Consider the following 26,098-nt stretch of genomic DNA (forward strand, 5'->3'; position numbering starts at 1 on the left):
TCATCCCCCGAAAAAACGGTTGAAGGCACGTTTGAGCAAGCCTTTGTTGCCGGCCACCTGTTGACCGACCAGGTCCTCGGTCATGTTGCGCAGTGCAGTAGTGATCGCTGCCCTCGGCGCATGCAGCCCCAACGGCACGCCAGTGTTCTGACTCTGGCTGACCAGATTGAAGTCGTTGGGTAACGTCGACAGATTGGTGCAGCGCAACGCCTCGCCGATATCTTTGAGGCTGACCGCTGCCGCCTTGTCATAGCGGTTGACCACTATCTGCAATTGATCCCCACGCACGCCCAGGTCTTCGCGAAGAATCCGCACCAGGGAGCTGGCATCACGCAGATGGCTGACGCTCTGTTGCACCACCACGTACACCCGATCCACCTGCTCCAGCACAGAGCCGGTGAGGTGATCGATTTGCCGCGGCAGGTCGATCACCACCCAGCCATAGCTGGCGCGGGCCAACTGCAACAGGGTATCCAGTTGCTCGGGCTGGGTATCCTGCGGCAAACACAGCTCACCGGCCCGACCGCCCAGCACATGCAAGGTCGGGCTGAAGTGACCGCAAAAACCGCGTAACGCAACGCTGTCCATGCCGTCGATCTGGTGCAACACCTCCAGGTGGCTGTGCGTCTGCGCCACATCCAGATAATGCGTCACGCTGCCAAATTGCAGGTCCATATCCAGCAACAGGGTGCTGCCACCCTTGATGCTCAGTTGCTGAGCCAGGTTGCAGGCCAGCAGGGTTCCGCCAGAGCCGCCCTTGGCGCTCATCACGGCGATCAATTTTCCTTCTGCCCCGCTGCCGGTCCGAACTTCCGTGACCAGACGATTCAAGGCGGCGACCAGTTCGGTCTCGGCGATGGGCTCCGGCAGCACGTCCCGGGCACCGGCCTGCATCGCCAGGCGCATGGCTTCCTGTTCACTCAGCAGTCCGCACACCAACATCGGCGGACGCTCATGGGCCGGGTGCTGCAACAGTGCCGACAGCTCTTCACGCCACAGGTCGCTAACGCGCAACAGCAACAGATCGGGCATCCGGTCCAGACCGTAGAGCGGGTCGACATGCCCGTTGCTCACCAGGCGAGTACTCACCTCCAGGCTGGGCATGCGTTGGCAGACGCTCTGCAGGTCGCGCAAAGACGTGGCATCACGGCTGCTGATCAGCAACCGCAGCCCGGGTTTGCCGGTCGCAGTGGATAACGGGGCTTCTCTGGTACTCAACATTTCGTGATCTCCCCTGTTGGATTACGCCCGAGGCTTTCGCGTGGCAAGGTCGCCCTGAAGACGGGCAAGGTAATGGGCACGCCAAACCCAGGAATAAACAGATTGAAAATAAAATTTTGCAGGCTCAATTGGACATAACGGATGGCACGAAACCCGGTGGTACCGGGGTTGGCCACCAGAGCACCGTTTGCATCCAGATAGGTCAGCGTCAGGTTGCTGGTGTTCAGATTGCCGATCAGTTGGCTCGCACCCGTGTCGCCCGACGCATTGAAAATCGCCCGTTGCAGGACCACCGGATCGCTGATATTGCACACCGCCGCCAGGCGCGCGCCGCGCCGTACGGCTTCATCGAGGGCATTCATCGTGAAGTACAGGCGGCCCATTTCCAGCACACCGAACAACAGCGTGAACACCAGCAGGCCAACGATGGCGAACTCCACCGAATAAGTGCCGCGCATGCCTTTGCGGTTCATCACAGCGCCCTCATGACAGTGGTGGCAACCAGCGGAATGCTCAGCGCAATCTGATTGCCAAAGAGCGCCGGAATCGCTCCGGTACAATTGCCGCCGCCAATCACCGGGCAGAAGGTATAGGTGATGGTGACCCGCACATGGTCGGGGTGGGCGGGGTCGGTGCCCTCCGGGACGACGGCCACGTCAGTGGTCTTCAACCCTGACACCACTGCAGCCCCGGTGCTGGCAGGCACGCCATACACCGCAACGTTTTGCGTTTGGGTCTTCAGCGTGCTGCTCAGAGTGACAGCGCCGAGCGTCGAGTTCCAGGCCTGGCTGGCGACGAAGCGGCCGGCATCACGGCTGGCCTGTAACAGGCTGTTGTACTGGTAGAGCATGCGGCCGAACTCGCCGAGGGTCAGCAACAGCAACAGCAACAACGGCAGGACGATAGTGAATTCCACTATTGCCATTCCTTGCTGGCCCTTGGGCTGTATAAATGTGTGAAGTCCCATGACGCCTCCTAAGAGTCAGTGCTCGGAGTGCCGCTATTGGTATAGGTTTTGTAGAGCTGAATGATCTGCGGGCCGAAATCGCCCGAAGGATTGGGGCCTGGCACATTGTCACCTTCGCACTGCCTCACGAACTGGCCAAAGATCTGCGATTCCTGCCCACCGCCATCAAGCGGCTGCACCACGAAATAGCAGCCAAATCCCAGGACTGGAATCGAGGTTGAACCGCTATTTTTCCCGGTACAGTCGCCAATCACTACTTTCAGCATCCGGCGCTCGAATACCCCATTGCTCTGACAGCCACTGCCCGCGGCGACACAGGCAGCGGAACTCGCCAACCAGTCGTTGTAGTCCAGCAGCGCCTGGCCGCCAGCGGAGAGATCGCCGTTGCTCGCCGTGACAGGCTGGCCCTTGTACTCCGCCCGCGGCGGTGTGCTCTTGTCGTTCCAGGTGATAGCGGGTGAGCTGGAGGTCGTCACCAGGTCCGACGGATAGTCCGAAGTATTAAGTGGCCCGTTGTAGATGCCGAAGCGAGTATTCATACCTTGAGACGTAGGGCCAGCCTTGTTGCCAGGGGCGGTTTGGACATTGTCCCCCACATTGCGGCATACCTTCCCTCCTCCGGCCAAGTCCTCCCTGACCGTGCTACCGCCCGAACCGAAATCGAGCAATTGAAAATTGCCCGGGCCAATGGGGGAGGAATTACCAGCGGCGGTCTTCAATACCTGCAAATCACCGAAGCTGAAGCCGAACGGGCTGCTTTTGGTCGGGTCGCCACAAATCATCAGCGGCGCGAGATCACAGGGGCTGGTCGGACTGGGTCCAGCGGTGGCGATCGCCGCCACCGCCTTGTTGCCCGGGCCACCAGTGCCGAATGACTGGACGAAGTTCCAGAAAAATCCTGTCAGCCGATAGCTCGGTACCGATACCCGAACGTATTTGGCATTCGTCGGCCCGGGATAGGCGAAAGGTCCACCTATAGTGCTTGCCAGCTCCACCACAGCGAATGTGCCCACGCTGCCGCCGATGGCCGTTGCCAATTCGTTGTTACCCGTGGCATTGGCATTTTGCGTCAGCGTATTCAGCGCGGCCGTGCGCGTTGTGCTGGCAACATTGACCCCCCCTGTCACTTCACTCAGGGTTTTGGCGCCACTCAGGGCCGCAGCGTCCACAGCGTTCTGCAGGCGCGCCTTGTTCAGCAATATGTGACCGCCGTCCAGCGCCAACGCCGCCATCATGAGGATCGCCGCCAACGCAATCACCATCAAAACACTCACCGATCCTTCCTGCCGCCTTGGCGTCGCAGTGAACGGCCGCTGAATACGAATATTCATCATCAAGCCCTCGTTTGCCGATACTGATCCGGATCGGCTCCGCCAATACTTTGGTGCCCAGGCACCCCTACCGCCCTGTCAACGTTTGACGACACTGGCTTGGGTCCCGCGGATAACGGTAATAGACCCGCCACCCTCGCCACTGCTGCGCTGTACCACGCGTTTTGGCACCGCGACGGCGGCCAAAGCCATGGCTGGCGCAACAGGCGCAACGGCCGCGGTTTTCTTCTCGAGGTTCAGTGGGTTACGCAGCGCCAGTTGCAACTTGCCTTCCGTCTGCGCCGTGACCAGGGCTTCCGCCTCAGAGGCCGACATCTCCAGTGTCACTGCGCGCACCACCACCGGTTGGGTCTTGTCGGTACCTGCCGTCTGATCCACCGCCAATACCCGCAAGTTCTCGAGGATGGTCCTGGACACGGCACTGTTACTGCCAGCATTGGTGGTTTTGGTCGCCAGTACATCGACCCGGTTACCCGGCAACAGGAATCCGCCGACACCGACCACATCGTCCACACGTACCGATATGGCGCGTTTGTCGGGGGCAATCAAAGAGGCCAGGGTGCTGCCACCCAGGTGCTCACTCAAACGCGCACCGCGCACAATGTCGCCCCGCAAAATGTCGAACGTAGCGATCTTGCCCACTGCTTTTTCGCTGGAATCGAAGGCATCGTCCGGGATCGTGTCCATGGGCATGCGTACGGTCGTGACCTGCTGGGCCTCGACCATCTGCCCGAATGGAATCTCTACCGTGGCGACCACCACGCTTCGAAGGTGGTCATCCGGGCTGGCATTGAGCCGTGCGCTCAGCCAGGTGTTGGCCATCCATGCAGCACCCAGGCCCAGGACCAGGGAAACACCAATCAGGGTGACAGTACGAGAACTCATGTCTGTATCTCCTACTCAAAGAAAGTCGAGCTGGACGAAGTAGTTGTGCCAGGCCCATTCCAAATCTTGCGGTGACAGCGGTCCGGAACCGCCCATATAACGCTGACGATCGAGCGCCATGTTCAGGAGATCGCGGGGATGGCAAGGCACTAGGGGCATGCCTTCACTTGCATAAAGCCTTTGCAGCACATAACGCAACAGCAGCTGGTCATAAGGCATGCCCAGACGCTCGCTTTCCTGACGCCAGATCTTTTCGTACTCCTCGGGCTTCAGGTAACCGAACTGCAGCTTGTAGCCAATCCGGCGAAGGAAGGCCTCATCGGCCAGTTCCAGAGGATTGAGGTTGGTGGAAAACACCAGAATCAAATCGAACGGCAGTTCGCAATGCCGACCGCCGCCCAGGTTGAGGAAATCGCGTTTCTCTTCCATCGGGACGATCCAGCGATTCAACAGCTCGGCGGGTGCCATGCGCTGGCGCCCCATGTCGTCGATGATGAACAGGCCATTGCTGGCCTTGAGCTGCAAGGCAGCCTGGTATTGACGGGTAGAGGGGTCATAGCGAACGTCCAGTTGCTCCATGCTCAATTCACCGCCGGTAATGACGATCGGACGTTTGCAGCACAGCAGTCGACGGTCGATCCCTTCGTTGAGCATCAGATTGTTCGTTTGACTGTTGTCATTCAGACGCTGATGCACCTGCGGGTCATAGATCTCGATCACAGACTCGTTGATGACGATGGCATGAGGCACCCAGATGGCCTCGGCAAACAGACGAATCAGCCGACTGCTGACATAGGTCTTGCCGGTACCCGCAGGGCCATAAATCATGATCGCGCGCCCGGAGTTCATCGCCACACCCAACTGATCGAGCATTCCCTCCGTGAGCACTACCCCCGCGAGGGCATTGCGCATGTCGTTGGCGTTGATGCGACCATGGTGAATGGTCTGTAGTTTGATCAGAGACCGGTAGGTACTCACCGGGAAGGGTGCCGCACCGATATAGCCGCTGCGCGACAGGGCATCGCGGGCGGCACTGCGACCGCGCTCGGTCAAGCCATAACGCAACATCTGCCCGCCTGTTTGGCTCCCTTGGCCAAGCACTTCGACACGACCATCCTTGCGCAGAAACGCCAGGACCTCTTCAAGTACCGCGCCGGTCAGCGCCAGGCGCTCCACCAGCCGCGACATGTCCAGCACGCCGGCATCAAACAAATGCTTGCACACCAACTCACCGAGAAAACTGTCGGTCAGACCCGTCTCGCGGATTGTGCACGGCTGAGGAGCCAGTCGTTGCACCGCTTCCCGCTCATTGGGGAAGGCATCAGTATCAACCATGACGTGCATGACTAATCTCCCAATCCACCGGCAACGAGTTGCCAGTAGATGCTGCCCAGAGTGCCGAGCAAGATTGCAACAGCGTAAGGAAAGGGCTTGCCGGCTGCCTCATCTGCGGTCGGCGCAAGATAAGCCCGAGCCTTCAGAATCAGCCAATAACGCCCCAGGGTCTGCAATAATTGACCGCGCACCAGCACTATCAGAAAACCGCACAGGCCGCCGGATATCAGGCTGAAGACCCCAGCCCACAACGCGTAATGGGCGGGTAGAAAACTGCCGACTACGGACATCAACTTGACGTCGCCAGCGGCCATGCCGCCCAGGGCATACATGGGCAGGAACAGCGCAAAGCCGATCATTATGCCCAACAGGCCGTCTCCCAACCCACTTACCCCACCTGAGTAAATATGGCCTGCCAATCCCAGGACCAGGCCCACCAGGATCAGCAGGTTGGGAATGCGGTGGTGACGAAGATCACTCACCACCGCTATGCCCAACAGCCCTAGCAGCACGACAATGGCTAACAGACTCTCTGCTGACATTGCTGCATCCCCCCTATGGGGTTTAATTACTGGGGCCCCGCGGGAGTTAACGAGAGTTAACGGCGCCAGTCAGCGCAGTGATATTTGTCTGTACTGCCGTGCCCAATAATTGGAAAGCTCCTACTACAAAAAGAGTAATCAACCCTCCCGCCACCGCATATTCCACAATGGTCAGGCCGTCTTCGTCTTTGATGAACTTCACTACCGAAGCCTTGATTGTTTGCATGATCATTTTGCCCACCTCACTCGAAAGTTGTTTTTTCTGAGGCAGTACGTTCTGCGCTGCCTGATGCAACCTTAGTCAGGGTGAAGGCATAGCCGTTAGGAGGATTTTGCACATCACTAGGACTTTTTTGCGGAGCGGCCAAATAGGGGTCATTGGCCTTGCAGAAGTAACGGGAGGGGGTAAACAAGGCATGACAGGGCAAATGCGATTGTCATTAATTCACAAGCGATAAGCGGTTAAACCCGGGCTCATCGAAAACACACAGGCAAACAGCCGCCCGCGGCTGCTTTCCAGTCAATACATATAGCGAATAGAACTAAAAACCGTCTTTCATATCGAGATTAAATCTGCAAGGTGATGGCACATTGACGATACTGCTTAGCGTAAAGAGTCGCTAAGAATCCAAGAGTAGAGACATGACGTCCAACTTGACCAAAAGGCCAACGCTCCTATGGTTCGATCTGACTCATGATCGATCCACGAAAGAACTCATCGCGCAGTTCGAGGGTACCTGCGACGGCAAACTGGCGAAAAACTCCGTGCTGCCCATCGGGGAACACGCAGACATGATCTGCATCCATTTCGATCGCCCCGACACACAGGGCCTGAGGCTGTTGCTGGAGATCAAACGCAGCGCACCGACCATCCCGATCACCATGTTCACCGTGCAGCACTCGGAAGAACTGGCCGTCTGGGCCATGCGTTCCAGCGTCTGGGAATACATAGTGCTCCCACTCTCGGTCAGTGAGAGGAGTCGCTATCTGACTGCTGTAGTTCAGCTCTGCGAGTTGCGCCGGAATGTTGTTGACCACCGCAAGACACGGCTCATCGATCACTCCCCGACCCTGCCGGACAGCATCCGGCTGACCTCCGGGCACCAAAAACATCAGGCGCTGAGTAGCATCATGCTGTACATCGAGCAGCACTTTCGGGACAGCATTGATCAGAGAGATTTGGCGCAGCGCTGCGGTATGACGACATTTCGCTTCAGCCGCCTGTTCAAGGAAGCCAATGGACTTGGCTTCACGGATTACATTTTGAACAAGCGCATGAACTTCGCCAAAGAACTACTCGACAACAGCCAGATGCCTATTACCAGCATCGGCTATGAGGCCGGCTTCAAGGATCCTTCCTACTTCGCTCGTGCCTTCAAGCAGTTCGCAAACTGCACGCCCAGCGAATACCGCTTGGCACGCCAACTCAGAGCGACTGCCGCTGCGCAAATGGTGCACGATGAAAAAACCACTGAAGCGCTCGAAAGCCTGGTTCAAAGCCTCAGCGGTTGATGCGGTTTTATACGCGCACACAAAAACGCCGCTCATTGAGCGGCGTTTTTGTTAAATATGGAGCGGGAAACGAGACTCGAACTCGCGACCCCGACCTTGGCAAGGTCGTGCTCTACCAACTGAGCTATTCCCGCAAATGGCGTCCCCTAGGGGACTCGAACCCCTGTTACCGCCGTGAAAGGGCGGTGTCCTAGGCCACTAGACGAAGGGGACACGCTAACTGAAACACATGGTGTGTATTTCAGTGCCCAAATCCGCATCCGAAGATGCTGGTTCTGGTTTCACTCAGCCCTGCCCGAAAGCAACGCTGTTTAAAATTGGAGCGGGAAACGAGACTCGAACTCGCGACCCCGACCTTGGCAAGGTCGTGCTCTACCAACTGAGCTATTCCCGCATATGGCGTCCCCTAGGGGACTCGAACCCCTGTTACCGCCGTGAAAGGGCGGTGTCCTAGGCCACTAGACGAAGGGGACACACGTACAACATTCACTTCCTACCGCGTTTCGCTGTGTGCTTTACGCTGTAAGTGGCGCGCATTCTATGGATGGATTGAGGGGTCGTCAACCCCCAGATATAAATTTATTTAAATCAATGACTTCGCCCTGCTTTGAGACACTAATCGGGCTTTTCCGTCGACCGGGGTTTGACGCCTATATTCTGACACCCGCCAAGACGTTATAGTCCACCCACGCCCAAGATGATGGCAATGTGCACCTCGCACGCTATTACTTATATAAGCAGGAACGCGGCCGATACAGGCAGTGCAGTAGCCGATTCAACTTGCCGAGCGGCGCTATGCGTCCCAATGCCAAGCCACTACACTCGCACGCGAACCCCATAAAGAGGTCTTACCGGTGACACCACTCATGATCACCCTGCTAGTCGTAGCCGGGATCGCACTATTGATCGCCATTGGCTACATGAACCATGTGGTGGAAAACAATAAGCTGGAAAAGGCCCGCGCCAAAGTTGAGCTCAACGATCGTCTGCGTCGTTGCGGCGAAATCACCGAGACCTTCCCCGGCCAGTTGATGACACCGGCACTCAAGCTGCTGTTGACCCGCCTGGAATTGAACGTCTGCCAACGCCTGCTTCATCTGGAAAAAACCAGCGCCAACCTCAAGGCACGGATTGGCGAACTGAGCGCCTTGGTCGGCCAGGGCGAATCGATCCCGGTCAACAACCCGCCGGCACCGATCCAGACCGAAGCCAAAGCCAAGGACGTACGCTTCCTGCTCGAAGCCCTGCACGGCCAAATCACCCGCGCCGCACAGGACGGCTTCCTGCCAACCAACGAAGCCAAACGCTGGATCCGCGAAGTTCGCCACATCCTGGTCCTGCTGCACATCGAGTTCTTCAACAACCTCGGCCAGCACGCCCTGCAACAGAACCAGCCCGGCCAGGCCCGCCTGGCGTTCGAACGCGGCGTGCAATACCTGCGCAAACAACAGGAACCCCAGGTCTACGCCGAACAGCTGGAATACCTGGAAAAACTTCTGGCTCGCGCCAACGCACAAGTCATGGACAACATCGCCCCGGTAGAAGGCGAAGTGAACCAGCTGACCGAAGGCCTGAAAGACGTCGAGGCCGATGCGGACTGGAAGAAAAAAGTGATCTACGACTGATCAGAGAAAGCAGAAAAGCCACCTGAACAGGTGGCTTTTTTTTGCGTTGAGTTTGGCGTGTACATCCAGGAAAGACAGGCCGGCTGTCAGGCCGTCATCGCGAGCAGGCTCGCTCCCACAGGGGAATGGTGTACACCTGCGAGTAATTGGTCGGCTGTCAGGCCGCCTTCGCGAGCAAGTCGAGTCGTCGCACCGCCGCTCCCACAGGGGAATGGTGTACACCTGCGAGTAATTGGTCGGCTGTCAGGCCGCCTTCGCGAGCAAGTCGAGTCGTCGCACTGCCGCTCCCACAGGGGAATGGTGTACACCTGCGAGTAATTGGTCGGCTGTAAGGCCGCCATCGCGAGCAAGCCCGGCTCCCACAGTTGATCGGTGTACTCCTCAGAGCCGAAAGTGCCCCACCATCCCCTTCAACTCAACCCCCAACTGCGCCAACTCAATACTGGAAGCCGCATTCCCCTGCATCGCCAACGAAGACTGATCCGCACTGGCCCGAATACTCGTGACACTGCGATTAATCTCCTCAGCCACTGAACTCTGCTCCTCGGCAGCTGCTGCGATCTGCTGGTTCATCTGCTGAATCAAAGACACTGCCGCTGCAATACTCCCCAGCGCGCTCTCAGTCTGCAACGCATCACTCACCGCCAGCTTCACCAGCTCGCCACTGTTCTGAATCTGCTGAACAGAAGACTGAGCCGCAGAACGCAAGGCGCTCACCAGTCGTTCAATCTCCTCGGTCGATTGCTGAGTGCGCTTGGCCAGGGCTCGCACTTCATCGGCTACCACCGCAAAGCCCCTGCCCTGCTCGCCGGCTCGAGCCGCCTCGATCGCGGCGTTGAGGGCCAATAGATTGGTCTGCTCGGCCACACTCTTGATGACGCTCAGCACTGTACCGATGTTCTGGATCTCGGCACTCAAGCTTTCGATGCTTGAACTGGCCGAGGTGGCTGAATCCGCCAACTGTTCGATCCGCGCCATACTCTGGCGCACCACCTGCTGACCACTTTCAACCTTGCCGTCCGCCGTCTGTGCTGCCTGAGCGGCCTCCTCCGCATTACGTGCAACGTCGTGCACCGTGGCGGTCATCTGATTCATCGCGGTAGCGACCTGTTCGGTTTCTTCCTTCTGGCTGCTGACTTCAAGATTGGTCTGCTCGGTCACCGCTGACAGCGACTGCGCTGAACTGGCCAACTGTTCGATACCCGCCTGCAAACCGCTGACAATACTGCTAAGCCCTGCCCCCATCTGCTGCATAGCCTGCATCAACTGCCCGATCTCATCACGACGGGTCACTTCAATCGTCGCACTCAAATCGCCAGAAGCAATCTGTTGAGCAACACGGATCACACTGCGCAGCGGTGCCACGATCAATCGGGTAATCACCCAGGCCGCAATCAGCCCGACCAGCAGCGCCAGCGCCGAGGAACCAATGATCAGCAGCGAATTCTTTTTCAGCTCCGCCTGCATCGATTGGTCTTCGGCGACATAAGCCTGATCCACCCGCTCCACCACCTGAGAAGCGCGCTGATGGAGTTGCTCATAGACGGTTTTTTCCTGCGCCAGCAGGCCGGTGTACTCGGCGAGTTTTTCGCTGAATCCGCCAATGTGCCCGACCACTTCATTGAGGACCGTCTGGTAACCCTCATCCTTGACCGTGGTTTTCAGCTGCTCGGCCTGGGTCAGTGCCTGGTCGGCCTGCTCGATCTTGCCCTGCCCTGCGCTGTCGTCGCCCTTGCGGCTCTGGTCAAGACGCACACGCGCTTCATTCATGGCTTGCAACATCAACCGCGATACCTGGCTGACCTGATTGGCTTGTTCGATGAACTGCCCACCGTCCTTGCCTTCGGATTCCTTCAAGGCATAGGCGCCGTCATCGGCCAGCCCGGCCTGCAACACGTCGAGGTTGTTGGCCACGCTGGACACCGACCAACTGGCCATCTCCAGTGCCAGGTCCTTGGCCTGGCTGAGCGAAACGAACTCGTCGAAGGCCTTGCGATAAGCCCCCAGGGACTGCTCGACGTCATTCATCACCGGCACGTTGGCCGCAGACGCCGCTTTCAGTTGGGTTGCCAGGGCGATCAGGCCGTCAACGCCCTCGCGCAGCGCATCAGCGGTTTTCGGGTTGCCGTGCAAGGCGTATTCCTGCTCGAGCAGTCTCACCTTGAGCAAACCGCTGTTAAGCGACGACATCTGCTTGAGTCCGTCGAAGCGCTGACTGATGGTTTGCAGGGACCATACGCCGATGGCCGCCACCAAGGCGGTCAACAGCAGCACCAGTACAAACCCGACACCCAGTTTTTTCGCCATACCGAGGTTGGCAAAACGTCCTTGCACGGCCGAAATCATTGCACTTAGTCCCCTGACATAGTCTGTTGACGCAGATTCGCAACGGGCCTGTATCAACACAAGTCTCTGGCGTCGGAATAATGGCAAAAAGCTACGCTTGCGTCGTTTTCAGAACGCTTGAGGTCGATCCGGAGCGGTGGCCTGAAAAAACGCCCGGGCTCGCGGATCACAGGCATAGGCCACATTGATACGCTGCCAGTCACTGGCCTCCGCAGTGGGACTGAATGCCGTCGCAGAAGACAACAGGACACCGAAACGCTGGGCTTGTTTGCGCACCAGAGCGTAGTCGGACATCCGCGATCGCGCCCAGATGAACAAGCCACCGACGGGCTTGCCGAACACCTCCCACTCGGCGTCTTCAAGCACTTGCAACGCCGCCTCCCTATCATTGCTCAAACGCTGGCGCTGGCGCTGGACCAGTTTGCGGTAGGCACCGCTGGCTAAAAGGCTTGCCAGCACCGACTCGCAAAACCGTGAAGCACCCATGCTGCTGATCATCTTGACCTCGGCCAGCCGCGAAATGACCTCAGCGCCGGCCACGACAAAACCGACCCGCAACGAACTGCTGAGGGTTTTGGAGTAGCTGCCCACGTAGATCACGTTGTCATCGGTACCCAACGCAGCGAGGCGCGTACCGGGGCCGCTGTGAAAATCCGCATAGACATCGTCTTCGATTACCAGAAGGCCATAGGTTTTGGCCAGTTGCACAACCCGCTGCGCCACCGCCGGCGCCAGGCTGCTGCCAGTGGGATTGTGATAGAAGCTATTGATAAAGATCCCGCAAGGCCTGTACTTAACCAGCAGTGCCTCAAGCGCTTCAATGTCCGGCCCGCGCGGGGTTCGAGGCACCTCGAACATGCTGACCCCGTGCAACCTGAGCAAATCGAACAGCAAGGAATAACCGGGATTCTCCACTACCACGCAATCACCCGGCTTGAACAAGGTCCGCACGATCAGGTCCAGCCCCTGACTGGCCCCGGCCGTTGTCAGGATCCGGCTTTCGTCCACCACGATATCCAGATGTTTCAGGCGTTTGTGGATCTGCTGGCGCAAGGCTGGTAGGCCCAGCGGCGTGCTGTAGTTGAACAGGCCGGTCATGTCGGTGCGACTGACCTGACGGATCGCGTAGCTCAGGTCGTCAGTTTCGCGCCAGCTCTCGGGTAGTCCGCCACACCCCAGTTTGAGTTCGCCCGAGATGCCGCCCTGCTTCACTTCTGCCCCCTCGAACCAGTGGCAATCCTGTTGCCCCTGAGCAGCCAGTGCTGGCATGGCGACAATGAAACCGGCGCCCTGACGCGACGCCAGCACCCCTTGAGCCACCAGGCGCTCACAGGCCTCAGCGACGCTGGCCTGACTGAGCAAATTGATCCGGGCGATTTGCCGCACGGAAGGCAAACGCGTTCCCGGCGGCACCTCGCCACGGCGAAGCCAGCAGGCTAGCGCGTCGACGATTTGCTGTACGACCGGCACCAATGCCTGTCGATCGATTCTCAACTCCATGAGCAAGCAAACTCCTGTCCGTTTTGCGGGAAACAGTTAATCACAGGAGCGGTCGATCTGATGTGCGACAACGCCACCAAAACCCTCAGTTCTAACCATTTGAAACACATTGTCCGGCGCCTTTAAGGAACCGAAAAAAAACCCGCACGAATGCGGGTTTTTTCCTACGTTTAACTGCCTGGTTTCAAAACGCCGTAACACCACCGTCCACCGCAAGCGAATGCCCCGTGGTGAACGCTGCGCCATCGCTGCACAGGTACAGCACCGCACTGGCGATTTCCTCGACCTTGCCGATGCGTCCGACCGGGTGCATGGCATTGGCGAACTCGCCTTTCTTCGGGTCGGCTTCATAGGCACGGCGGAACATGTCGGTGTCGATCACTGCCGGACACACCGCGTTCACCCGAATCTTTTTCTTGGCGTATTCGATGGCCGCCGATTTGGTCAGGCCGATCACCGCATGTTTCGACGCCGCATAAATACTCATCTTCGGCGCAGCCCCGAGGCCGGCTACCGATGCGGTGTTGACGATTGCACCGCCGCCCTGAGCCAGCAGTAATGGCAACTGGTACTTCATGCACAACCAGACACCTTTGACGTTGACGCCCATGATCGCGTCGAACTCATCGACTGTACCTTCGGCCAGTTTGCCTTTCTCGATCTCGATGCCGGCGTTGTTGAAGGCATAGTCGAGACGGCCGTAGGTATTGACCACCTCGTCCATCAGATTTTTTACATCGCTTTCCAGCGTGACGTTGCAGCGCACGAAGGTGGCTTCACCGCCAGCGGTACGAATCAGTGCCACCGTGTCCTCACCACCCGCCGCGTCCAGGTCGGCCACGACCACTTTCAAGCCTTCAGCGGCGAACGCCTGGGCGGTCGCGCGGCCAATGCCATTGGCGGCGCCCGTTACAACGGCGACCTGGCCAGAAAACGTCATGCTCATTGTTATGTCCTCGAAGAGAAGATGCGGGGGATCGTGTGTTCTCAATCTAGCCACAAGGGCTTGCGGCGCGGCAGCACTATCAGAAGGCCGGTTGGGCGCCCATGAGTGACAGTGATAAAACCGCCGGTTCGACTATCACTGCACTGGATCGATATGCATTCGCCGCATCAGCCAAACTTGCGGCATCGTTCATGAAGGTCTATCAACAAGTCTTCATTCATCTTGAGTGCCTGTCATGACTACCCAGACCAATCGCCAGTTCCTGCTCGCCAAGCGTCCGGTGGGCGCGGCGACCCGCGAGACCTTCACCTATCAAGAAGTACCGGTCGGCGAACCGGCTGCGGGTCAGATCCTGGTCAAAAACGAATACCTGTCCCTGGACCCGGCCATGCGTGGCTGGATGAACGAGGGCAAGTCCTACATCCCGCCGGTCGGTATCGGCGAAGTGATGCGCGCATTGGGCGTAGGCAAAGTCGTTGCATCGAGTCATCCGGGCTTCGCGGTCGGGGACTACGTCAATGGTGCCCTGGGTGTGCAGGATTACTTCCTCGGCGAGCCGCGAGGTTTCTACAAGGTCGATCCGAAACTGGCGCCACTGCCGCGTTATCTTTCGGCGCTGGGCATGACCGGGATGACCGCCTATTTCGCCCTGCTCGATGTCGGCGCGCCAAAGGCTGGCGACACCGTGGTGCTGTCGGGCGCGGCCGGTGCGGTGGGCAGCATTGCCGGGCAGATCGCCAAGATCAAAGGTTGCCGGGTCGTCGGCATTGCCGGGGGCGCAGACAAGTGCCAGTTCCTGATCGACGAACTGGGTTTTGACGGTGCCATCGATTACAAAAACGAAGACGTCCAGGCCGGCCTCAAGCGCGAATGCCCGAAAGGTGTCGATGTGTATTTCGATAACGTCGGCGGCGATATCCTCGACGCGGTGTTGAGTCGCCTGGCCATGAAAGCGCGGGTGGTGATCTGTGGCGCCATCAGCCAGTACAACAACAAGGAAGCGGTCAAAGGCCCGGCCAACTACCTGTCGCTGCTGGTCAACCGCGCGCGGATGGAAGGTTTTGTGGTGATGGACTATGCCGCGCAGTTCGCCGCCGCCGGACAGGAAATGGCCGGTTGGATGGCCAAGGGGCAACTCAAGAGCAAGGAGGATATTGTTGAAGGACTGGAGACGTTCCCGGAGACGCTGATGAAGTTGTTCAGCGGCGAGAATTTCGGGAAATTGGTGTTGAAGGTTTAACGCCAAACAAATGTGGGAGCGAGCCTGCTCGCGATAGCGGTGGATCAGCCAACATTGATGTCGACTGAAACTCCCTCATCGCGAGCAGGCTCGCTCCCACATGGGATCTTCAGTGCTTGGTTAAGCGAGTTCGGCGACTACAGCGGCCAACGCCTTGGCCGGATCCGCGGCCTGGCTGATCGGACGGCCGATCACCAGATAATCGGAACCGGCATCCAGCGCCTGACGCGGGGTCAGAATGCGGCGCTGATCGTCCTGGGCGCTGCCCGCTGGACGAATCCCCGGAGTGACCAGTTGCAGCGACGGGTGCGCCGATTTCAGCGCGTGGGCTTCCAGGGCCGAGCACACCAGACCGTCCATCCCGGCTTTTTCCGCCAACGCGGCCAGGCGCAACACTTGCTCCTGCGGCTCGATATCCAGACCGATACCCGCCAGGTCTTCACGTTCCATGCTGGTCAGCACGGTCACGCCGATCAGCAGTGGCTTCGGACCGGTGCGCTGGTCAAGCACTTCGCGGCACGCGGCCATCATGCGCAAACCACCGGAGCAGTGCACATTGACCATCCACACCCCCATCTCCGCAGCCGCCTTGACGGCCATGGCGGTGGTGTTCGGAATGTCATGGAACTTGAGGTCCAGGAACACTTCGAAACCCTTGTCACGCAGGGTACCAACGATTTCCGAAGCGCAGCTGGTGAAAAGTTCTTTACCGACTTTGACCCGGCACAGCTTCGGGTCCAACTGATCGGCCAGCTTCAGTGCGGCGTCACGGGTGGGGAAATCCAGGGCGACGATGATAGGAGTCTGGCAGGCGGACATGAGTGGGCTCTCAGGCAGGTCGAAATCGGCGCGCATTGTAGCGGAACCAGCGCCTCTGCGGGACCCGATGATCGGTAATTCGTCGAGACGGCTCAAGCAAGACTAGCCCTTGCACCCATTGTGTCGAGTCAGATACACACATGACACGCCTGCAACACCCTTCAACGTTACCTTCGGCAGCCGCAACACGTCCTACAGCACTTCCTGCCTCCGGGCCGGACGCCTATGCTGAAACCACAACCTCGCAGCCCATCTTTGTGGTTGGCAGCCTACCTGGCAGATGAACGCACGCATGCATAACCTCCACGCCCCTGTGAACGACGATCAAAAAGCGCCCGGCGACGACAAACGCTGGAGCATTCGCGCCCTGATCGTCGACGATGACGTCCCGATCCGCGAACTGATGATCGACTATCTGGCCCGGTTCAACATTCACGCCAGCGGCGTCACCGATGGCGCCGCGATGCGCCTTGCGCTGCAAGCGGAGCATTTCGACGTGGTGGTGCTCGACCTGATGCTGCCCGGCGAAGACGGTTTGTCACTGTGCCGCTGGCTGCGCGCCGAATCGGACATCCCGATCCTGATGCTCACTGCCCGCTGCGAACCGACCGACCGGATCATCGGCCTGGAACTGGGCGCCGACGACTACATGGCCAAGCCGTTCGAGCCGCGGGAATTGGTGGCGCGGATCCAGACGATCCTGCGCCGGGTACGCGACGATCGCACCGAACAACGGGCCAACATCCGCTTCGACAACTGGCGCCTGAACAGCGTGCTGCGCCAATTGATCGCCGCTGATGGCCTGGTGGTGCCGCTGTCCAACGCCGAGTTCCGTTTGCTCTGGGTATTCATCGAACGTCCGCGCCGGGTACTCAGCCGCGAACAACTGCTGGATGCCGCCCGCGGTCGCTCGATCGAAGCCTTTGATCGCAGCATCGACTTGCTGGTCTCGCGCCTGCGCCAAAAACTCGGTGACGACCCCAAAGCCCCGCAACTGATCAAAACCGTTCGCGGTGAGGGTTATCTGTTCGACGCCAGAGACATCGGCTGATGCGTGCGCGCTTCGATACGCTCTTCGGCCGCCTGTTTGGCATGCTGCTGGTGGCGATCATCCTGGCGCACGTGTTGGCGTTTTTCTGGTTTCACTATTACGGCCCACCGCCGCCACCGCCGCCGCCGGGGTTTTCCGAAAACGTCGACGGACAGCGCCCGCCGATGGACCCGCGCTTCGCAAGTCGGCCACCGCGGCCGTGGTTCGGCGGCCCCTTGGTGCCGCTGACCTTTCAGCTGGTCTCGCTGATCATCGCCGCCTGGTACGGTGCCAAACTGCTGAGCCGGCCGATCCAGCGCCTGAGCGATGCCGCTGAGCGACTGAGCGAAAACCTCGACAGCCCGCCTCTGGATGAGTCCGGCCCACGGGAAGCACGGCAAGCGGCACACACCTTCAACAAGATGCAGCAACGCATTCGTGAACAAGTGCAACAACGCTCGCGGATGCTTGGTGCCGTTTCCCACGACCTGCGCACGCCGCTGTCGCGGCTCAAGCTGCGGCTGGAGCAGATCGACGACAACAAATTGCAAGGCCAGATGCGTCAGGATCTGGACGACATGATTGGCATGCTCGACGCCACGCTCACCTACCTGCACGAGCAGCGCACCAGTGAGGCCCTGCAATGGATGGACGTGCAGGCGCTGGTCGAATCCCTGAGTGAAAACGCCCAGGACCAGGGCGCCGATGTTCTGACCAGCGGCCACTGCGCACCGTTGCAAGTGCAGCCGATGGCCTTGCGCTCGTGCATCAACAACCTGCTGGACAATGCCCTGCGTTATGCCGGGCAGGCACTGATTACGCTCGACGACACGCGCGAAACCCTGGTGATCCGGGTCATCGACCATGGGCCGGGGATTGCGGCGGATAAACGTGAAGCCGTGTTCGAGCCATTCTTTCGTCTGGAAGGATCGCGCAACCGCAACTCCGGTGGCGTCGGGCTGGGCATGACCATCGCCCGCGAGGCGGCCGAACGCCTGGGTGGACAGTTGAGCCTGGAAGAAACACCCGGCGGCGGATTGACCGCCGTTATCCGACTACCTCGATCCATGTAGCAGATCCGTGTGCTCTGTGTACCGCTCGGTACAAACTTCACATACCCACGACAACTTGCCCCTTGAGGCTGCATAAACCGGTGCACCCACCGGTTATCCATTCCAAGGAGTGAGCACAATGATCGGTAGCGTCAGCAATTATACGAGCTATACCAGCACCAGCAGCACCGCAACCAGCTCCGCCCGTAGTCAACAATTTCAGAAAGATCTGCTCGCCAAACTCGACAACAACAGCGACGGCGCGGTGGATCAGGATGAACTCAAGAGCGCCCTGTCGCAGAAAACCGACGACGGTCTGCTGGTCAGCCTGAGCAAGAACTTCGCTGACCTGGACAGCGACGAAAGCGGCAGCCTGAGCAGTGAAGAAATGGCCGCGATGGCCCCTCCGCCGCCGCCACCTCAACAAATGTCCAGCGAAGAACTGTTTAGCCAGCTCGATGCGGACAGCGACGGCAGTGTCAGCGTCACTGAGCTGACCAGCGCGCTGCAGACCAGCAGCAGCTCATCGACCAGCACCGACACCAGCGCCGCGTTGCTCAAAGTGCTGGATAGCGACAGCAGTGGCGGCGTCAGCAGCGACGAGTTGAACGCTGCGTTGCAAGCCGGCCGCGAGCGAAACACCGACAGTTCCACCGATCAGTCGAACGTGACCGAAGCCCTGAATAAAATGATTGCCAACCTGAGCAAGCAGTACTCGCTCGACAACGTGGCGACCGTAGGCAAGTACCTGAACGAGGCCACTTAAATCAAAAGCTTCGCGGGCAAGCCTTGCTCCTACAGGTTGATCGTTCCCACGCTCTGCGTGGGAATGCATCCCGTGACGCTCTGCGTCACATCCCGAAGCGGAACGCGGAGCGTCCCATGCGGCATTCCCACGCAGAGCGAGGGAACGATCAATCTCAGGGCCGGCGATCCTCAACCCGGGCCTGACTCTTGCTCCAGTCGTTCAGCAGGCTGTAGGCCACCGCCAACAACGTCGGGCCGATGAACAAGCCGATAAACCCGAAGGCAATCAGCCCGCCAAACACCCCGAGCAGGACAATCACCAACGGCAAATTCCCGCCCCGGCTGATCAGATACGGTTTGAGCACGTTGTCGACGCCACTGATGATGAACATCCCCCAAATCCCGAGAAACACCGCCATCCCGTACTCGCCCTTCCAGGCCAGCCAGGCCGTGGCCGGAATCCACACCAGCGGCGGTCCCATCGGAATCAGGCTCAACAAAAACGTGACGATCCCCAGCACCAGCGCCCCGGGTACCCCGGCAATCAAAAACCCGATCAACGCCAGAACCGCTTGGGCCGCTGCCGTCCCGATCACGCCGTTCACCACCCGCTGCACCGTGCCCGCCACCAACTCAATGTAATACCCGGCACGCTCACCGATCAGACGTTCCAGCAACCCGTGAACAAACGCCGCCAGACGCGGCCCGTCACGGTAGAAAAAGAACACGAAGACGATACTCAACGTCAGCTCAAGTATCCCGCCGCCAATCTGCGCACTGCGCGCCAGCAACCAATTGCCGACCTGACCCAGATAAGGTTTGACCGCCAGCATCATCGCCGCGCCCTGCTGATCGATACTGTTCCAGACCCCCACCAGCCGCTCGCCCACCAAGGGAATAGTGCCCAGCCAGATCGGCGCTTCTGGCAGCCCATCGACCTGCACATCCTTGATGAACGCCGTGGCATCGCGCACATGGTCTGCGAGGTTGAACCCCAGCCAGACCAACGGCAACGCCACCAGCAACATCCAGCCCAGCGTCAGTACTGCGGCCGCCAGAGATTCGCGACCTTTGAGCAAACGCGTCAGCAAACGCATCAGCGGCCAACTGGCAAATGCCAGCACCGCGCCCCAGAACAGCGCCGACCAGAACGGCGCCATCACCCAGAAGCTCGCGCCAAACAGCACCAGAAGCAGGATCTGCACCAACAGCCGATCGTTATTGATCATCTAAATCTCGAAAAAATCAGTCCGCAAAAGAGTAGGCGAACGCAGCGTGTACGTTCGCCGGATAAAGCTTACCGCAACAGTTCGATGTGCAAGCCAGCGCCGTCGATGCTGCCGGCTTCCATCCTGGCGGTACGCACCCCCTGCCCGATCAGTGCCTGACGCCAGGCTTCGGCCTTCGGCCCGGAAACACTGACCCGCAACGTGGTGTCCAGATTCAGCCCACGAGAGATCAGGCGCAGCCAGGACTCGTCAGGATCGCCGGTCAGTTTGGGGAAATCGAGTTCACCGGTGCTTTTGAGCTCTCGAAGCAAGGTTGCAGAAGTCGGCAGCAAATCACCCAGTGGCGCGGCGGCGTCAAACTGTTCGACGTGCAGATAAGCTTTGCGATTGCCGCGCGTGATGCTGTAAAGCGCCACCAGCGTGTTGTCCTGTGGGGCCGCCAGACGCAACAGCAAAAACGCTTGCTGATCATCTGCGCCATAAAGCTTGGCATTGCCGAAGACATCATTGGCCCACAGGCTGCTTTCGCCGCAATCACGGGCCTGGCACCAGAACAGCAACTGGGCCTCCTGCTTCTGCAAGGCTTCACGAGCAGCGGTGAAGGCCTCGGTGGAGGAATGCTCCGGTGGCAACTCGTAGGTTACCGACGTGGTTTGCCCTCGGGCAGCGACCTGGCCGTCGAAGCGCAACTGGCCGCTGATTTTGCGGATCGAACCCAATGGATAGATCCGCTCAAGTTCGGCGACCGGACGATAGTCAACGATCTGCGCATCGGCCATACGCGGCACGATCGGCAAGTCATGGCTGCCCGGGACATCGGCGGCAAATAACAGCGGACTGAAACAACACAGCGCCAGCAGACTGAATGAACGCATGGATAGACTCATCGGATCAGCATGGCCTGGGCACCCTTGATGATACTGGCGTCATCGATGCGCTCAGGCACCAGCAAACCGCGCTGTACCGCCGGACGCGCCTCCATGGTTGCCATCCAGCGTTGCAGGGCCGGCAAACCGTCGACCGCGACACCCGACCACTCATGGCCACGGACCCACGGATAAGTGGCGATGTCGGCAATGCTGTATTCACCGGCCAGAAACTCCACGGCTTGCAGACGCGTGTCGAGCACTTCATAGAGGCGGCGGGTTTCATGTTGATAGCGATCGATGGCGCCCTGGAGCTTCTCCGGGAAATAACGGAAAAACACGTTGGCCTGGCCTTGCATCGGGCCGATTCCACCCATCTGGAACATCAGCCATTGCAGGACCACCGAGCGCCCCTTGGGGTCTTTTGGCAGCAGTTTGCCGCTCAATTCAGCCAGGTAAATCAGGATCGCGCCGGATTCAAACACAGCGAAATCGCCGTTGGCGCGGTCGACAATCGCCGGAATCCGGCCATTGGGATTGATCTTGAGGAAGCCCTCGGACTTCTGTTCCTTTTTGTCGAAACTCAAGGCGTGCACCGTGTAGGGCAGGCCGAGTTCCTCGAGCACGATAGAGACCTTGTGGCCATTCGGGGTCGCAGCGGTGTAGAGATCTATCATGGTTGTCTCCCATTTCAACCCGCCCAGCCTCGACAGTTGCCCGGCGCAAGTCAAGGAACAGCGAAGAACCGATTGAAACAGTCTGCGACAAGGTCGGCACCGGGTTCGTCATTCAGGTGCAAATGATGACCGCCAGGCAGCTGTTCACGGCTAAAGGGTAGACGCTCCAGCAACTCGGGATGTTTGGCGAGCATGCCGTCGGCAGCCACCACCAGTTTTGCAGGACAACTGACTCGCTGGACGAAGGCCATCGCCTGTTCTGAGGTCAGACGCAGCGGCGACGGTAAGGTCAGGCGGTTATCGGTGCGCCAGGTATAACCGCCCGGCACGGGCATCAATCCACGTTGGGCCAGCAGTTCTGCGGCTTCGCGACTGACAGCGACCAAGCCTTTCATGCGCGCCTCGATGGCCCGGTCGAGGGTGTTGTAGACCGGTTTGCGCTTCTCCCGCAAATCCAGCTGCGCTTGCAGGGCCATGCCCATCCGTTCGGCAGCGTTTTCGCCCTTGTCTGTAGGAGGAATGACTCCGTCGATCAAGGCCAGATGGGTCACGCGTTCCGGCAACGAACCGGCCAGCACCAGCGAAACGATCGCGCCCATGGAATGCCCCAGCAGCCCAAAGCGCTTCCAGCCCAATTGCTCGGCCACTTGCAGCACGTCATGGGCGTAGTCCCACAGCGCGTAACCGGCACCGGTAGGCCGATGCCCGGAATGACCGTGACCGGCCATGTCCAGCGCGATGATGCGCAAGCCTTTGAGCTTCGGCGCCAGCCGGGCGAAGCTGTTGGCGTTGTCCAGCCAGCCATGCAAGGCGATCACCGGCAGGCCGTCTTCGGGGCCGAACAAGTGCGCTGCCAACTCGATGTGCGGCAGGCTCAGGCGAACTTCTTCAACGACATTGCTCATGCGCAATCCTGTTGGCGGCGACCGTCCCACCGGCTGAGCAGGTTCTTCAGCAGCGTGGCCGTGTCCTGGGGACGTTCGAGGGGAAACATGTGGCCGCCAGGCATGGTCAGGGACTCGCCCAGCGGCAAGCGCCCCACGAGGCTTGCGTGATGACGCATCACCACTCGGCTCTTGTGCCCGCGAACCACCGCCAGCGGCACTTTCAGTTGCCGTGTGCGGCCGGGACTGGTGTGCGGCACACCACGGTAGATACTGATTTCCGTGGCCGGGTCGAAGCGCAGGCGCAACCTGTCGCCCACCTTGTGCAAACCGTGTTGCAGGTAAGCGTCGAAGCATTCCGGGTCGAAACCGCGAAACAGGGTTTTGCCCGCGAAATAGAGTCGGGCCGCGTCCAGATCGGTGAACTCTTCCCGGCGTCCCAACGTACGGCCGGCCGGGGTCAGGCGATCGATGAAACCGAAGCGTTTGGCGGCGCGGATCACCCATTGATCAGCGCGGGTCAGCACCGGCGAATCAAGCATCACCACGCCGCGATAGAGCTCGGGGCACCGCAACGCCGCGTGCAGGTGCAGCACGCCACCGAAGGAATGGCCGACACCCCACACCGGTTCCGGTTGCTGCTTGAGGTGATGAATCAGCTCATCGACCAGGTTGTACCAGTTGTCGTCCGCCGGAAAACGCGGGTCATGGGCGTGCTGCTGCAGATGCGTCACCTGATACTCGGGCGCCAGCGCCGCGAACAACTTGCCGTAGGTGCCTGAGGGAAAACCGTTGGCGTGGGCGAAAAATATCTGTTGCGACATACCGGTGATCCATCAACGAAAACAAGGGTTGATTGTCCGTAAGACGACGTCCTACAGCAATGACCGTAAGTGCCAGGAATGATGACAGTCCGGTCATGGGGAATGCGAAATTGTGGATGTTCTGAGTCTGGTGCATGCCTCAAGATCCACCCCTCACCCCAGCCCTCTCCCCACGGGGAGAGGGGGAAAGGGAGCAGATCTTCAAGCTTTTCAAACTTTGAGTACGACTTAATATTTCAGGTCGAAGTAGCTCCAAGAACAACTCGGTCAGTCCCCTCGCCCCCGTGGGGAGAGGGTTAGGGTGAGGGGCGGATCTAATTGAAGAAACACACTCTCAACGCGCCGGCGGATTCTCACCCAATGGCACCACCGCCATGGTCAACCGCGACACACAACTGGCCTTGCCCTCATCGCTGGTCAAACGGATATCCCAGACATGCGTCGTGCGGCCAATGTGAATCGGCTTGGCCACCGCCGTGACCCGCCCGCTGCGCAAGCCGCGCAAATGGTTGGCGTTGATTTCCAGGCCCACGCAGTAAAACTTGCTGGCGTCGATGCACAGGTAACTGGCCATCGAGCCGACCGTTTCGGCCAGCACCACCGAGGCGCCGCCGTGCAGCAAGCCGTAAGGCTGGTGAGTGCGATGGTCGATGACCATGCTCGCGGTCAGGGACTCTTCGTCGAAGGCTTCGAAGCGAATATCCAACACTTCGCCGATGGTGTTTTTCTGGATTGCGTTCAACTGTTCAATGTTGGGATGGGTACGCCACAAGCTCATTGCTGACATCCTTTGTTGGTTTTATTCGTGACTCAATCCTGCCACAGCACCGCTTCGCTGCGCGCGCTCCATTCTTCGAAGCGGGCACCGTAAGCCGCCTCGATCACGTTGCGCTTGATCTTCAGGGTCGGCGTCAGGTAGCCGTTTTCCACCGCCCAGCTGTCCTTGACCACCACCAATCGATGCAAGCGTTCGTGTTTGTCGAGGACGCCATTGACCTCCTCCAACAGTTTTTCCAGGCTTGAATGCAGGCCCGCCCGCGCCGTTCCGCTGGCGTCCTGCTGACCGACCGCCGAGAGCACGCACAACCCCAGCGGCGCACTCAGGCCATCGCCCACCACGCACACTTGCTCGATGCGCGAATGCTCCGCCAGACGATTCTCGATCGGTGCCGGGGCGACGTATTTGCCTTTGCTGGTCTTGAAGATTTCCTTCAGTCGACCAGTCAGGCGCAGGTTGCCTTCGGCGTCCTCCTCGCCCTTGTCGCCGGTGCGCAGGAAGCCGTCCTCGGTGATGGTTTCGGCGGTTTTCTCAGGCTCCTTGAAATACCCGAGCATGGTCGCGCCGCTGCGCACCATGACTTCGCCCGACTCGGCGATCCGCACCTCGACCTCCGGGCAGGGCTTGCCGATCCAGCCGGGTTTGTTCTGGCCCGGCCGGCAAACGTGCGAATACCCGCAGCTTTCGGTCATGCCGTAGACCTCCAGCACATCCAGCCCCAGTTTGCGGTACCACAGCAGCAAGGTCTGCGGCACTGGCGCGGCGCCGGACAGGGCGATGCGCAAGGCATCCAGCCCGAGCCCGGCCAGGACTTTGTGGCCGACCCGCTTGCCGATGATCGGCAGACCGAGCAGGAAGTCGAGGCGCATTGCCGGGATCTTGCTGTACACGCCCATCTGGAATTTGGTCCAGATCCTTGGCACACCGAACAGCGCGGTCGGTCGTGCACGGCGCAAATCAGTCAGGAAGGTGTCGAGGCTTTCGGCAAAAAACACCGTTTGCCCGGTGTAGATCGACGCCAGCTCGACGAACATCCGCTCGGCGACATGGCACAGCGGCAGGTAGGACAGCAGCCGATCCGACTCATTCAAGCCAAACAACTGCGTGCCACGAGTGGTGGCAAACCCCAGATTGGCGAAACTGTGCATCACGCCTTTGGGCATGCCGGTGGTACCGGAGGTGTAAATGATGGTCGCCAACTGGTCGGCGGCCGGCTTGGGATCGTCCTGGATCGGTGAGCTCTTTTGCAGGTCGGCCCAGCTGTAGTCGAAAGTACCAGGCGGATGCAACGGCAGGCTGATCGTCGGCAGATCGGGGCTGACCCCGCGAGACATGCCGGGCCAGTCATCGAGTTTGCCGATGAACACCAGCGCCGCTTCGGAGTGTTCAAGGACCTGGGCCACGGTCTCGGCGGTAAGGTTCGGGTAGAGCGGCACCGACACGTGGCCCGCCATCCAGATCGCCAGGTCGGCGATGATCCAGTGGGCGCAGTTTTTCGAGATTAGGGCGATGTGGCTGCCTTGGGGCAGTTCGCGTGCGCGCAGCCAATGCGCAGCGCAGCGCGCCTGATGACCGACGTCGGCCCAGCTCAGGGTCTCGACCTGTCCGCCGCCCGTGGGCTGGACCAGAAAGCGCTGGCGGGGATGACGGGCCTCGCGCTCGTAGAAGACGTCCAGCGGCAAACGAAAAGCAGTAGGCATGCGACTCGCTCCTTTATTTTTGGTCTGGAGCAAGCGTAGCCA

26 protein-coding genes, 4 tRNA genes and 1 pseudogene are annotated in these 26,098 nt (G+C 59.5%); 7 read left to right on the plus strand and 24 right to left on the minus strand.

Annotated elements, in window-relative coordinates; all coding sequences use genetic code 11:
* From IB252_RS28695 to IB252_RS28730, 8 genes are all read right to left on the minus strand, one after another.
* Entirely contained in the window at positions 1-1,221 is a 1,221-nt protein-coding gene (locus IB252_RS28695; protein ID WP_192411026.1) for an AAA family ATPase, read from the minus strand.
* Positions 1,215-1,694 (minus strand): TadE/TadG family type IV pilus assembly protein, encoded by a 480-nt coding sequence (locus IB252_RS28700; protein ID WP_140676340.1) that lies wholly within the window; start codon positions 1,692-1,694, stop codon positions 1,215-1,217. Before IB252_RS28700 ends, IB252_RS28695 begins: the two co-directional genes overlap by 7 nt.
* Entirely contained in the window at positions 1,694-2,188 is a 495-nt protein-coding gene (locus IB252_RS28705) for a TadE/TadG family type IV pilus assembly protein (protein WP_192411027.1), read from the minus strand. The genes IB252_RS28700 and IB252_RS28705 overlap by 1 nt, the downstream gene beginning before the upstream one ends.
* Positions 2,189-2,196: 8 nt before the next feature.
* Positions 2,197-3,522 carry a Tad domain-containing protein gene (locus tag IB252_RS28710; protein WP_192411028.1) on the minus strand — a complete coding sequence of 442 codons (1,326 nt, stop codon included), beginning with the start codon at positions 3,520-3,522 and terminating at the stop codon, positions 2,197-2,199.
* A gap of 75 nt (positions 3,523-3,597) precedes the next feature.
* A complete protein-coding gene (gene cpaB / locus IB252_RS28715) occupies positions 3,598-4,404 on the minus strand; it encodes a Flp pilus assembly protein CpaB (protein WP_192411029.1) in 807 nt (268 codons plus the stop codon).
* Between the two features lie 15 nt (positions 4,405-4,419).
* Positions 4,420-5,748 (minus strand): AAA family ATPase, encoded by a 1,329-nt coding sequence (locus IB252_RS28720; RefSeq protein ID WP_192411030.1) that lies wholly within the window; start codon positions 5,746-5,748, stop codon positions 4,420-4,422.
* 2 nt (positions 5,749-5,750) lie between these two features.
* Entirely contained in the window at positions 5,751-6,281 is a 531-nt protein-coding gene (locus IB252_RS28725) for a prepilin peptidase (protein WP_192411031.1), read from the minus strand.
* Between the two features lie 46 nt (positions 6,282-6,327).
* Positions 6,328-6,513 (minus strand): Flp family type IVb pilin, encoded by a 186-nt coding sequence (locus IB252_RS28730; RefSeq protein WP_192411032.1) that lies wholly within the window; start codon positions 6,511-6,513, stop codon positions 6,328-6,330.
* Between the two features lie 410 nt (positions 6,514-6,923).
* Between IB252_RS28730 and IB252_RS28735 the strand changes: the two genes are divergently transcribed.
* Positions 6,924-7,793 carry a helix-turn-helix transcriptional regulator gene (locus IB252_RS28735; RefSeq protein WP_192411033.1) on the plus strand — a complete coding sequence of 290 codons (870 nt, stop codon included), beginning with the start codon at positions 6,924-6,926 and terminating at the stop codon, positions 7,791-7,793.
* Between the two features lie 58 nt (positions 7,794-7,851).
* Here the strand turns inward: IB252_RS28735 and IB252_RS28740 are convergent.
* The 4 genes from IB252_RS28740 to IB252_RS28755 form a co-directional block, all read right to left on the minus strand.
* Positions 7,852-7,927: transfer RNA gene (locus IB252_RS28740), tRNA-Gly, on the minus strand.
* Positions 7,928-7,930: 3 nt separating this feature from the next.
* Positions 7,931-8,006 (minus strand) — tRNA-Glu (locus IB252_RS28745).
* 105 nt (positions 8,007-8,111) lie between these two features.
* Positions 8,112-8,187, minus strand: a tRNA-Gly gene (locus IB252_RS28750).
* A 3-nt stretch (positions 8,188-8,190) separates the two neighbouring features.
* A tRNA-Glu gene (locus IB252_RS28755) sits at positions 8,191-8,266 on the minus strand.
* Positions 8,267-8,659: 393 nt separating this feature from the next.
* Here IB252_RS28755 and IB252_RS28760 point away from each other — a divergent pair.
* Positions 8,660-9,418: a hypothetical protein gene (locus tag IB252_RS28760; RefSeq protein ID WP_178082228.1), complete on the plus strand. Its 759-nt coding sequence runs from the start codon at positions 8,660-8,662 to the stop codon at positions 9,416-9,418.
* A 381-nt stretch (positions 9,419-9,799) separates the two neighbouring features.
* Here IB252_RS28760 and IB252_RS30675 read toward each other — a convergent pair whose 3' ends face one another.
* From IB252_RS30675 to IB252_RS28775, 4 genes and pseudogenes are all read right to left on the minus strand, one after another.
* Positions 9,800-10,681 carry a methyl-accepting chemotaxis protein gene (locus IB252_RS30675; protein WP_371317146.1) on the minus strand — a complete coding sequence of 294 codons (882 nt, stop codon included), beginning with the start codon at positions 10,679-10,681 and terminating at the stop codon, positions 9,800-9,802.
* Positions 10,661-11,764, minus strand: a pseudogene (locus IB252_RS30680) (HAMP domain-containing protein); the annotation flags it as partial. The gene IB252_RS30675 and the pseudogene IB252_RS30680, both read right to left, overlap by 21 nt.
* Before the next feature lie 108 nt (positions 11,765-11,872).
* Complete coding sequence (locus IB252_RS28770; RefSeq protein WP_192411035.1) at positions 11,873-13,264, minus strand: PLP-dependent aminotransferase family protein; 1,392 nt, start codon at positions 13,262-13,264, stop codon at positions 11,873-11,875.
* Between the two features lie 184 nt (positions 13,265-13,448).
* Positions 13,449-14,210 (minus strand): SDR family oxidoreductase, encoded by a 762-nt coding sequence (locus IB252_RS28775; protein WP_150657097.1) that lies wholly within the window; start codon positions 14,208-14,210, stop codon positions 13,449-13,451.
* 101 nt (positions 14,211-14,311) lie between these two features.
* Between IB252_RS28775 and IB252_RS28780 the strand changes: the two genes are divergently transcribed.
* Entirely contained in the window at positions 14,312-14,449 is a 138-nt protein-coding gene (locus tag IB252_RS28780; RefSeq protein WP_158539696.1) for a hypothetical protein, read from the plus strand.
* Complete coding sequence (locus IB252_RS28785; RefSeq protein WP_192411036.1) at positions 14,446-15,450, plus strand: NADP-dependent oxidoreductase; 1,005 nt, start codon at positions 14,446-14,448, stop codon at positions 15,448-15,450. The genes IB252_RS28780 and IB252_RS28785 overlap by 4 nt, the downstream gene beginning before the upstream one ends.
* A 120-nt stretch (positions 15,451-15,570) precedes the next feature.
* Here the strand turns inward: IB252_RS28785 and pyrF are convergent, their stop codons facing one another.
* A complete protein-coding gene (gene pyrF, locus IB252_RS28790) occupies positions 15,571-16,269 on the minus strand; it encodes an orotidine-5'-phosphate decarboxylase (protein WP_161990885.1) in 699 nt (232 codons plus the stop codon).
* 292 nt (positions 16,270-16,561) lie between these two features.
* Between pyrF and IB252_RS28795 the strand changes: the two genes are divergently transcribed.
* The 3 genes from IB252_RS28795 (at position 16,562) to xopAW (ending at position 19,117) form a co-directional block, all read left to right on the plus strand.
* Positions 16,562-17,320, plus strand: a complete 759-nt coding sequence (locus IB252_RS28795; RefSeq protein ID WP_033053235.1) for a response regulator — start codon at positions 16,562-16,564, stop codon at positions 17,318-17,320.
* Entirely contained in the window at positions 17,320-18,372 is a 1,053-nt protein-coding gene (locus IB252_RS28800; protein ID WP_192411037.1) for a sensor histidine kinase, read from the plus strand. Before IB252_RS28795 ends, IB252_RS28800 begins: the two co-directional genes overlap by 1 nt.
* Positions 18,373-18,490: 118 nt before the next feature.
* Positions 18,491-19,117 (plus strand): XopAW family type III secretion system calcium-binding effector, encoded by a 627-nt coding sequence (xopAW, locus tag IB252_RS28805; RefSeq protein WP_192411038.1) that lies wholly within the window; start codon positions 18,491-18,493, stop codon positions 19,115-19,117.
* Between the two features lie 154 nt (positions 19,118-19,271).
* Here the strand turns inward: xopAW and IB252_RS28810 are convergent, their stop codons facing one another.
* The 7 genes from IB252_RS28810 to IB252_RS28840 form a co-directional block, all read right to left on the minus strand.
* The gene (locus IB252_RS28810) at positions 19,272-20,327 is read right to left on the minus strand and encodes an AI-2E family transporter (protein ID WP_192411039.1); all 1,056 of its coding nucleotides are present in this window, start codon (positions 20,325-20,327) and stop codon (positions 19,272-19,274) included.
* A 68-nt stretch (positions 20,328-20,395) separates the two neighbouring features.
* Positions 20,396-21,202, minus strand: coding sequence for a DUF4892 domain-containing protein (locus tag IB252_RS28815; protein WP_111451727.1), 807 nt, complete (start codon positions 21,200-21,202; stop codon positions 20,396-20,398).
* A gap of 8 nt (positions 21,203-21,210) precedes the next feature.
* Positions 21,211-21,870, minus strand: a complete 660-nt coding sequence (locus IB252_RS28820; protein ID WP_008148047.1) for a glutathione S-transferase family protein — start codon at positions 21,868-21,870, stop codon at positions 21,211-21,213.
* A 50-nt stretch (positions 21,871-21,920) separates the two neighbouring features.
* Positions 21,921-22,775, minus strand: a complete 855-nt coding sequence (locus IB252_RS28825; protein WP_111451725.1) for an alpha/beta hydrolase — start codon at positions 22,773-22,775, stop codon at positions 21,921-21,923.
* Complete coding sequence (locus IB252_RS28830) at positions 22,772-23,578, minus strand: alpha/beta fold hydrolase (protein ID WP_008148042.1); 807 nt, start codon at positions 23,576-23,578, stop codon at positions 22,772-22,774. Before IB252_RS28830 ends, IB252_RS28825 begins: the two co-directional genes overlap by 4 nt.
* Before the next feature lie 334 nt (positions 23,579-23,912).
* Entirely contained in the window at positions 23,913-24,356 is a 444-nt protein-coding gene (locus tag IB252_RS28835; protein ID WP_192411040.1) for a hotdog fold thioesterase, read from the minus strand.
* A gap of 32 nt (positions 24,357-24,388) precedes the next feature.
* On the minus strand, positions 24,389-26,056 hold the full coding sequence (locus IB252_RS28840) for an AMP-binding protein (protein ID WP_192411041.1): 1,668 nt from the start codon (positions 26,054-26,056) through the stop codon (positions 24,389-24,391).
* Between the last annotated feature and the right edge of the window lie 42 nt (positions 26,057-26,098).

Source organism: Pseudomonas sp. PDM10 (assembly GCF_014852295.1).
Classification (GTDB): Bacteria; Pseudomonadota; Gammaproteobacteria; order Pseudomonadales; family Pseudomonadaceae; genus Aquipseudomonas.

What these genes read in the sequence shown, in the direction of transcription:
- IB252_RS28775 (WP_150657097.1), bottom strand. Translation starts at nt 14,210, where the DNA reads ATGAGCATGACGTTTTCTGGCCAGGTCGCCGTTGTAACGGGCGCCGCC.
- IB252_RS28835 (WP_192411040.1), bottom strand. Translation starts at nt 24,356, where the DNA reads ATGAGCTTGTGGCGTACCCATCCCAACATTGAACAGTTGAACGCAATC.
- IB252_RS28800 (WP_192411037.1), top strand. Translation starts at nt 17,320, where the DNA reads ATGCGTGCGCGCTTCGATACGCTCTTCGGCCGCCTGTTTGGCATGCTG.
- IB252_RS28830 (WP_008148042.1), bottom strand. Translation starts at nt 23,578, where the DNA reads ATGTCGCAACAGATATTTTTCGCCCACGCCAACGGTTTTCCCTCAGGC.
- IB252_RS28815 (WP_111451727.1), bottom strand. Translation starts at nt 21,202, where the DNA reads ATGCGTTCATTCAGTCTGCTGGCGCTGTGTTGTTTCAGTCCGCTGTTA.
- IB252_RS28770 (WP_192411035.1), bottom strand. Translation starts at nt 13,264, where the DNA reads ATGGAGTTGAGAATCGATCGACAGGCATTGGTGCCGGTCGTACAGCAA.
- IB252_RS28810 (WP_192411039.1), bottom strand. Translation starts at nt 20,327, where the DNA reads ATGATCAATAACGATCGGCTGTTGGTGCAGATCCTGCTTCTGGTGCTG.
- IB252_RS28760 (WP_178082228.1), top strand. Translation starts at nt 8,660, where the DNA reads ATGATCACCCTGCTAGTCGTAGCCGGGATCGCACTATTGATCGCCATT.
- IB252_RS28710 (WP_192411028.1), bottom strand. Translation starts at nt 3,522, where the DNA reads ATGATGAATATTCGTATTCAGCGGCCGTTCACTGCGACGCCAAGGCGG.
- IB252_RS28825 (WP_111451725.1), bottom strand. Translation starts at nt 22,775, where the DNA reads ATGAGCAATGTCGTTGAAGAAGTTCGCCTGAGCCTGCCGCACATCGAG.
- IB252_RS28700 (WP_140676340.1), bottom strand. Translation starts at nt 1,694, where the DNA reads ATGAACCGCAAAGGCATGCGCGGCACTTATTCGGTGGAGTTCGCCATC.
- IB252_RS28820 (WP_008148047.1), bottom strand. Translation starts at nt 21,870, where the DNA reads ATGATAGATCTCTACACCGCTGCGACCCCGAATGGCCACAAGGTCTCT.
- cpaB (WP_192411029.1), bottom strand. Translation starts at nt 4,404, where the DNA reads ATGAGTTCTCGTACTGTCACCCTGATTGGTGTTTCCCTGGTCCTGGGC.
- IB252_RS28840 (WP_192411041.1), bottom strand. Translation starts at nt 26,056, where the DNA reads ATGCCTACTGCTTTTCGTTTGCCGCTGGACGTCTTCTACGAGCGCGAG.
- IB252_RS28720 (WP_192411030.1), bottom strand. Translation starts at nt 5,748, where the DNA reads ATGCACGTCATGGTTGATACTGATGCCTTCCCCAATGAGCGGGAAGCG.
- IB252_RS28780 (WP_158539696.1), top strand. Translation starts at nt 14,312, where the DNA reads ATGAGTGACAGTGATAAAACCGCCGGTTCGACTATCACTGCACTGGAT.
- IB252_RS28725 (WP_192411031.1), bottom strand. Translation starts at nt 6,281, where the DNA reads ATGTCAGCAGAGAGTCTGTTAGCCATTGTCGTGCTGCTAGGGCTGTTG.
- xopAW (WP_192411038.1), top strand. Translation starts at nt 18,491, where the DNA reads ATGATCGGTAGCGTCAGCAATTATACGAGCTATACCAGCACCAGCAGC.
- IB252_RS28795 (WP_033053235.1), top strand. Translation starts at nt 16,562, where the DNA reads ATGCATAACCTCCACGCCCCTGTGAACGACGATCAAAAAGCGCCCGGC.
- IB252_RS28730 (WP_192411032.1), bottom strand. Translation starts at nt 6,513, where the DNA reads ATGATCATGCAAACAATCAAGGCTTCGGTAGTGAAGTTCATCAAAGAC.
- IB252_RS28695 (WP_192411026.1), bottom strand. Translation starts at nt 1,221, where the DNA reads ATGTTGAGTACCAGAGAAGCCCCGTTATCCACTGCGACCGGCAAACCC.
- IB252_RS28785 (WP_192411036.1), top strand. Translation starts at nt 14,446, where the DNA reads ATGACTACCCAGACCAATCGCCAGTTCCTGCTCGCCAAGCGTCCGGTG.
- IB252_RS28735 (WP_192411033.1), top strand. Translation starts at nt 6,924, where the DNA reads ATGACGTCCAACTTGACCAAAAGGCCAACGCTCCTATGGTTCGATCTG.
- IB252_RS30675 (WP_371317146.1), bottom strand. Translation starts at nt 10,681, where the DNA reads ATGCAGGCTATGCAGCAGATGGGGGCAGGGCTTAGCAGTATTGTCAGC.
- IB252_RS28705 (WP_192411027.1), bottom strand. Translation starts at nt 2,188, where the DNA reads ATGGGACTTCACACATTTATACAGCCCAAGGGCCAGCAAGGAATGGCA.
- pyrF (WP_161990885.1), bottom strand. Translation starts at nt 16,269, where the DNA reads ATGTCCGCCTGCCAGACTCCTATCATCGTCGCCCTGGATTTCCCCACC.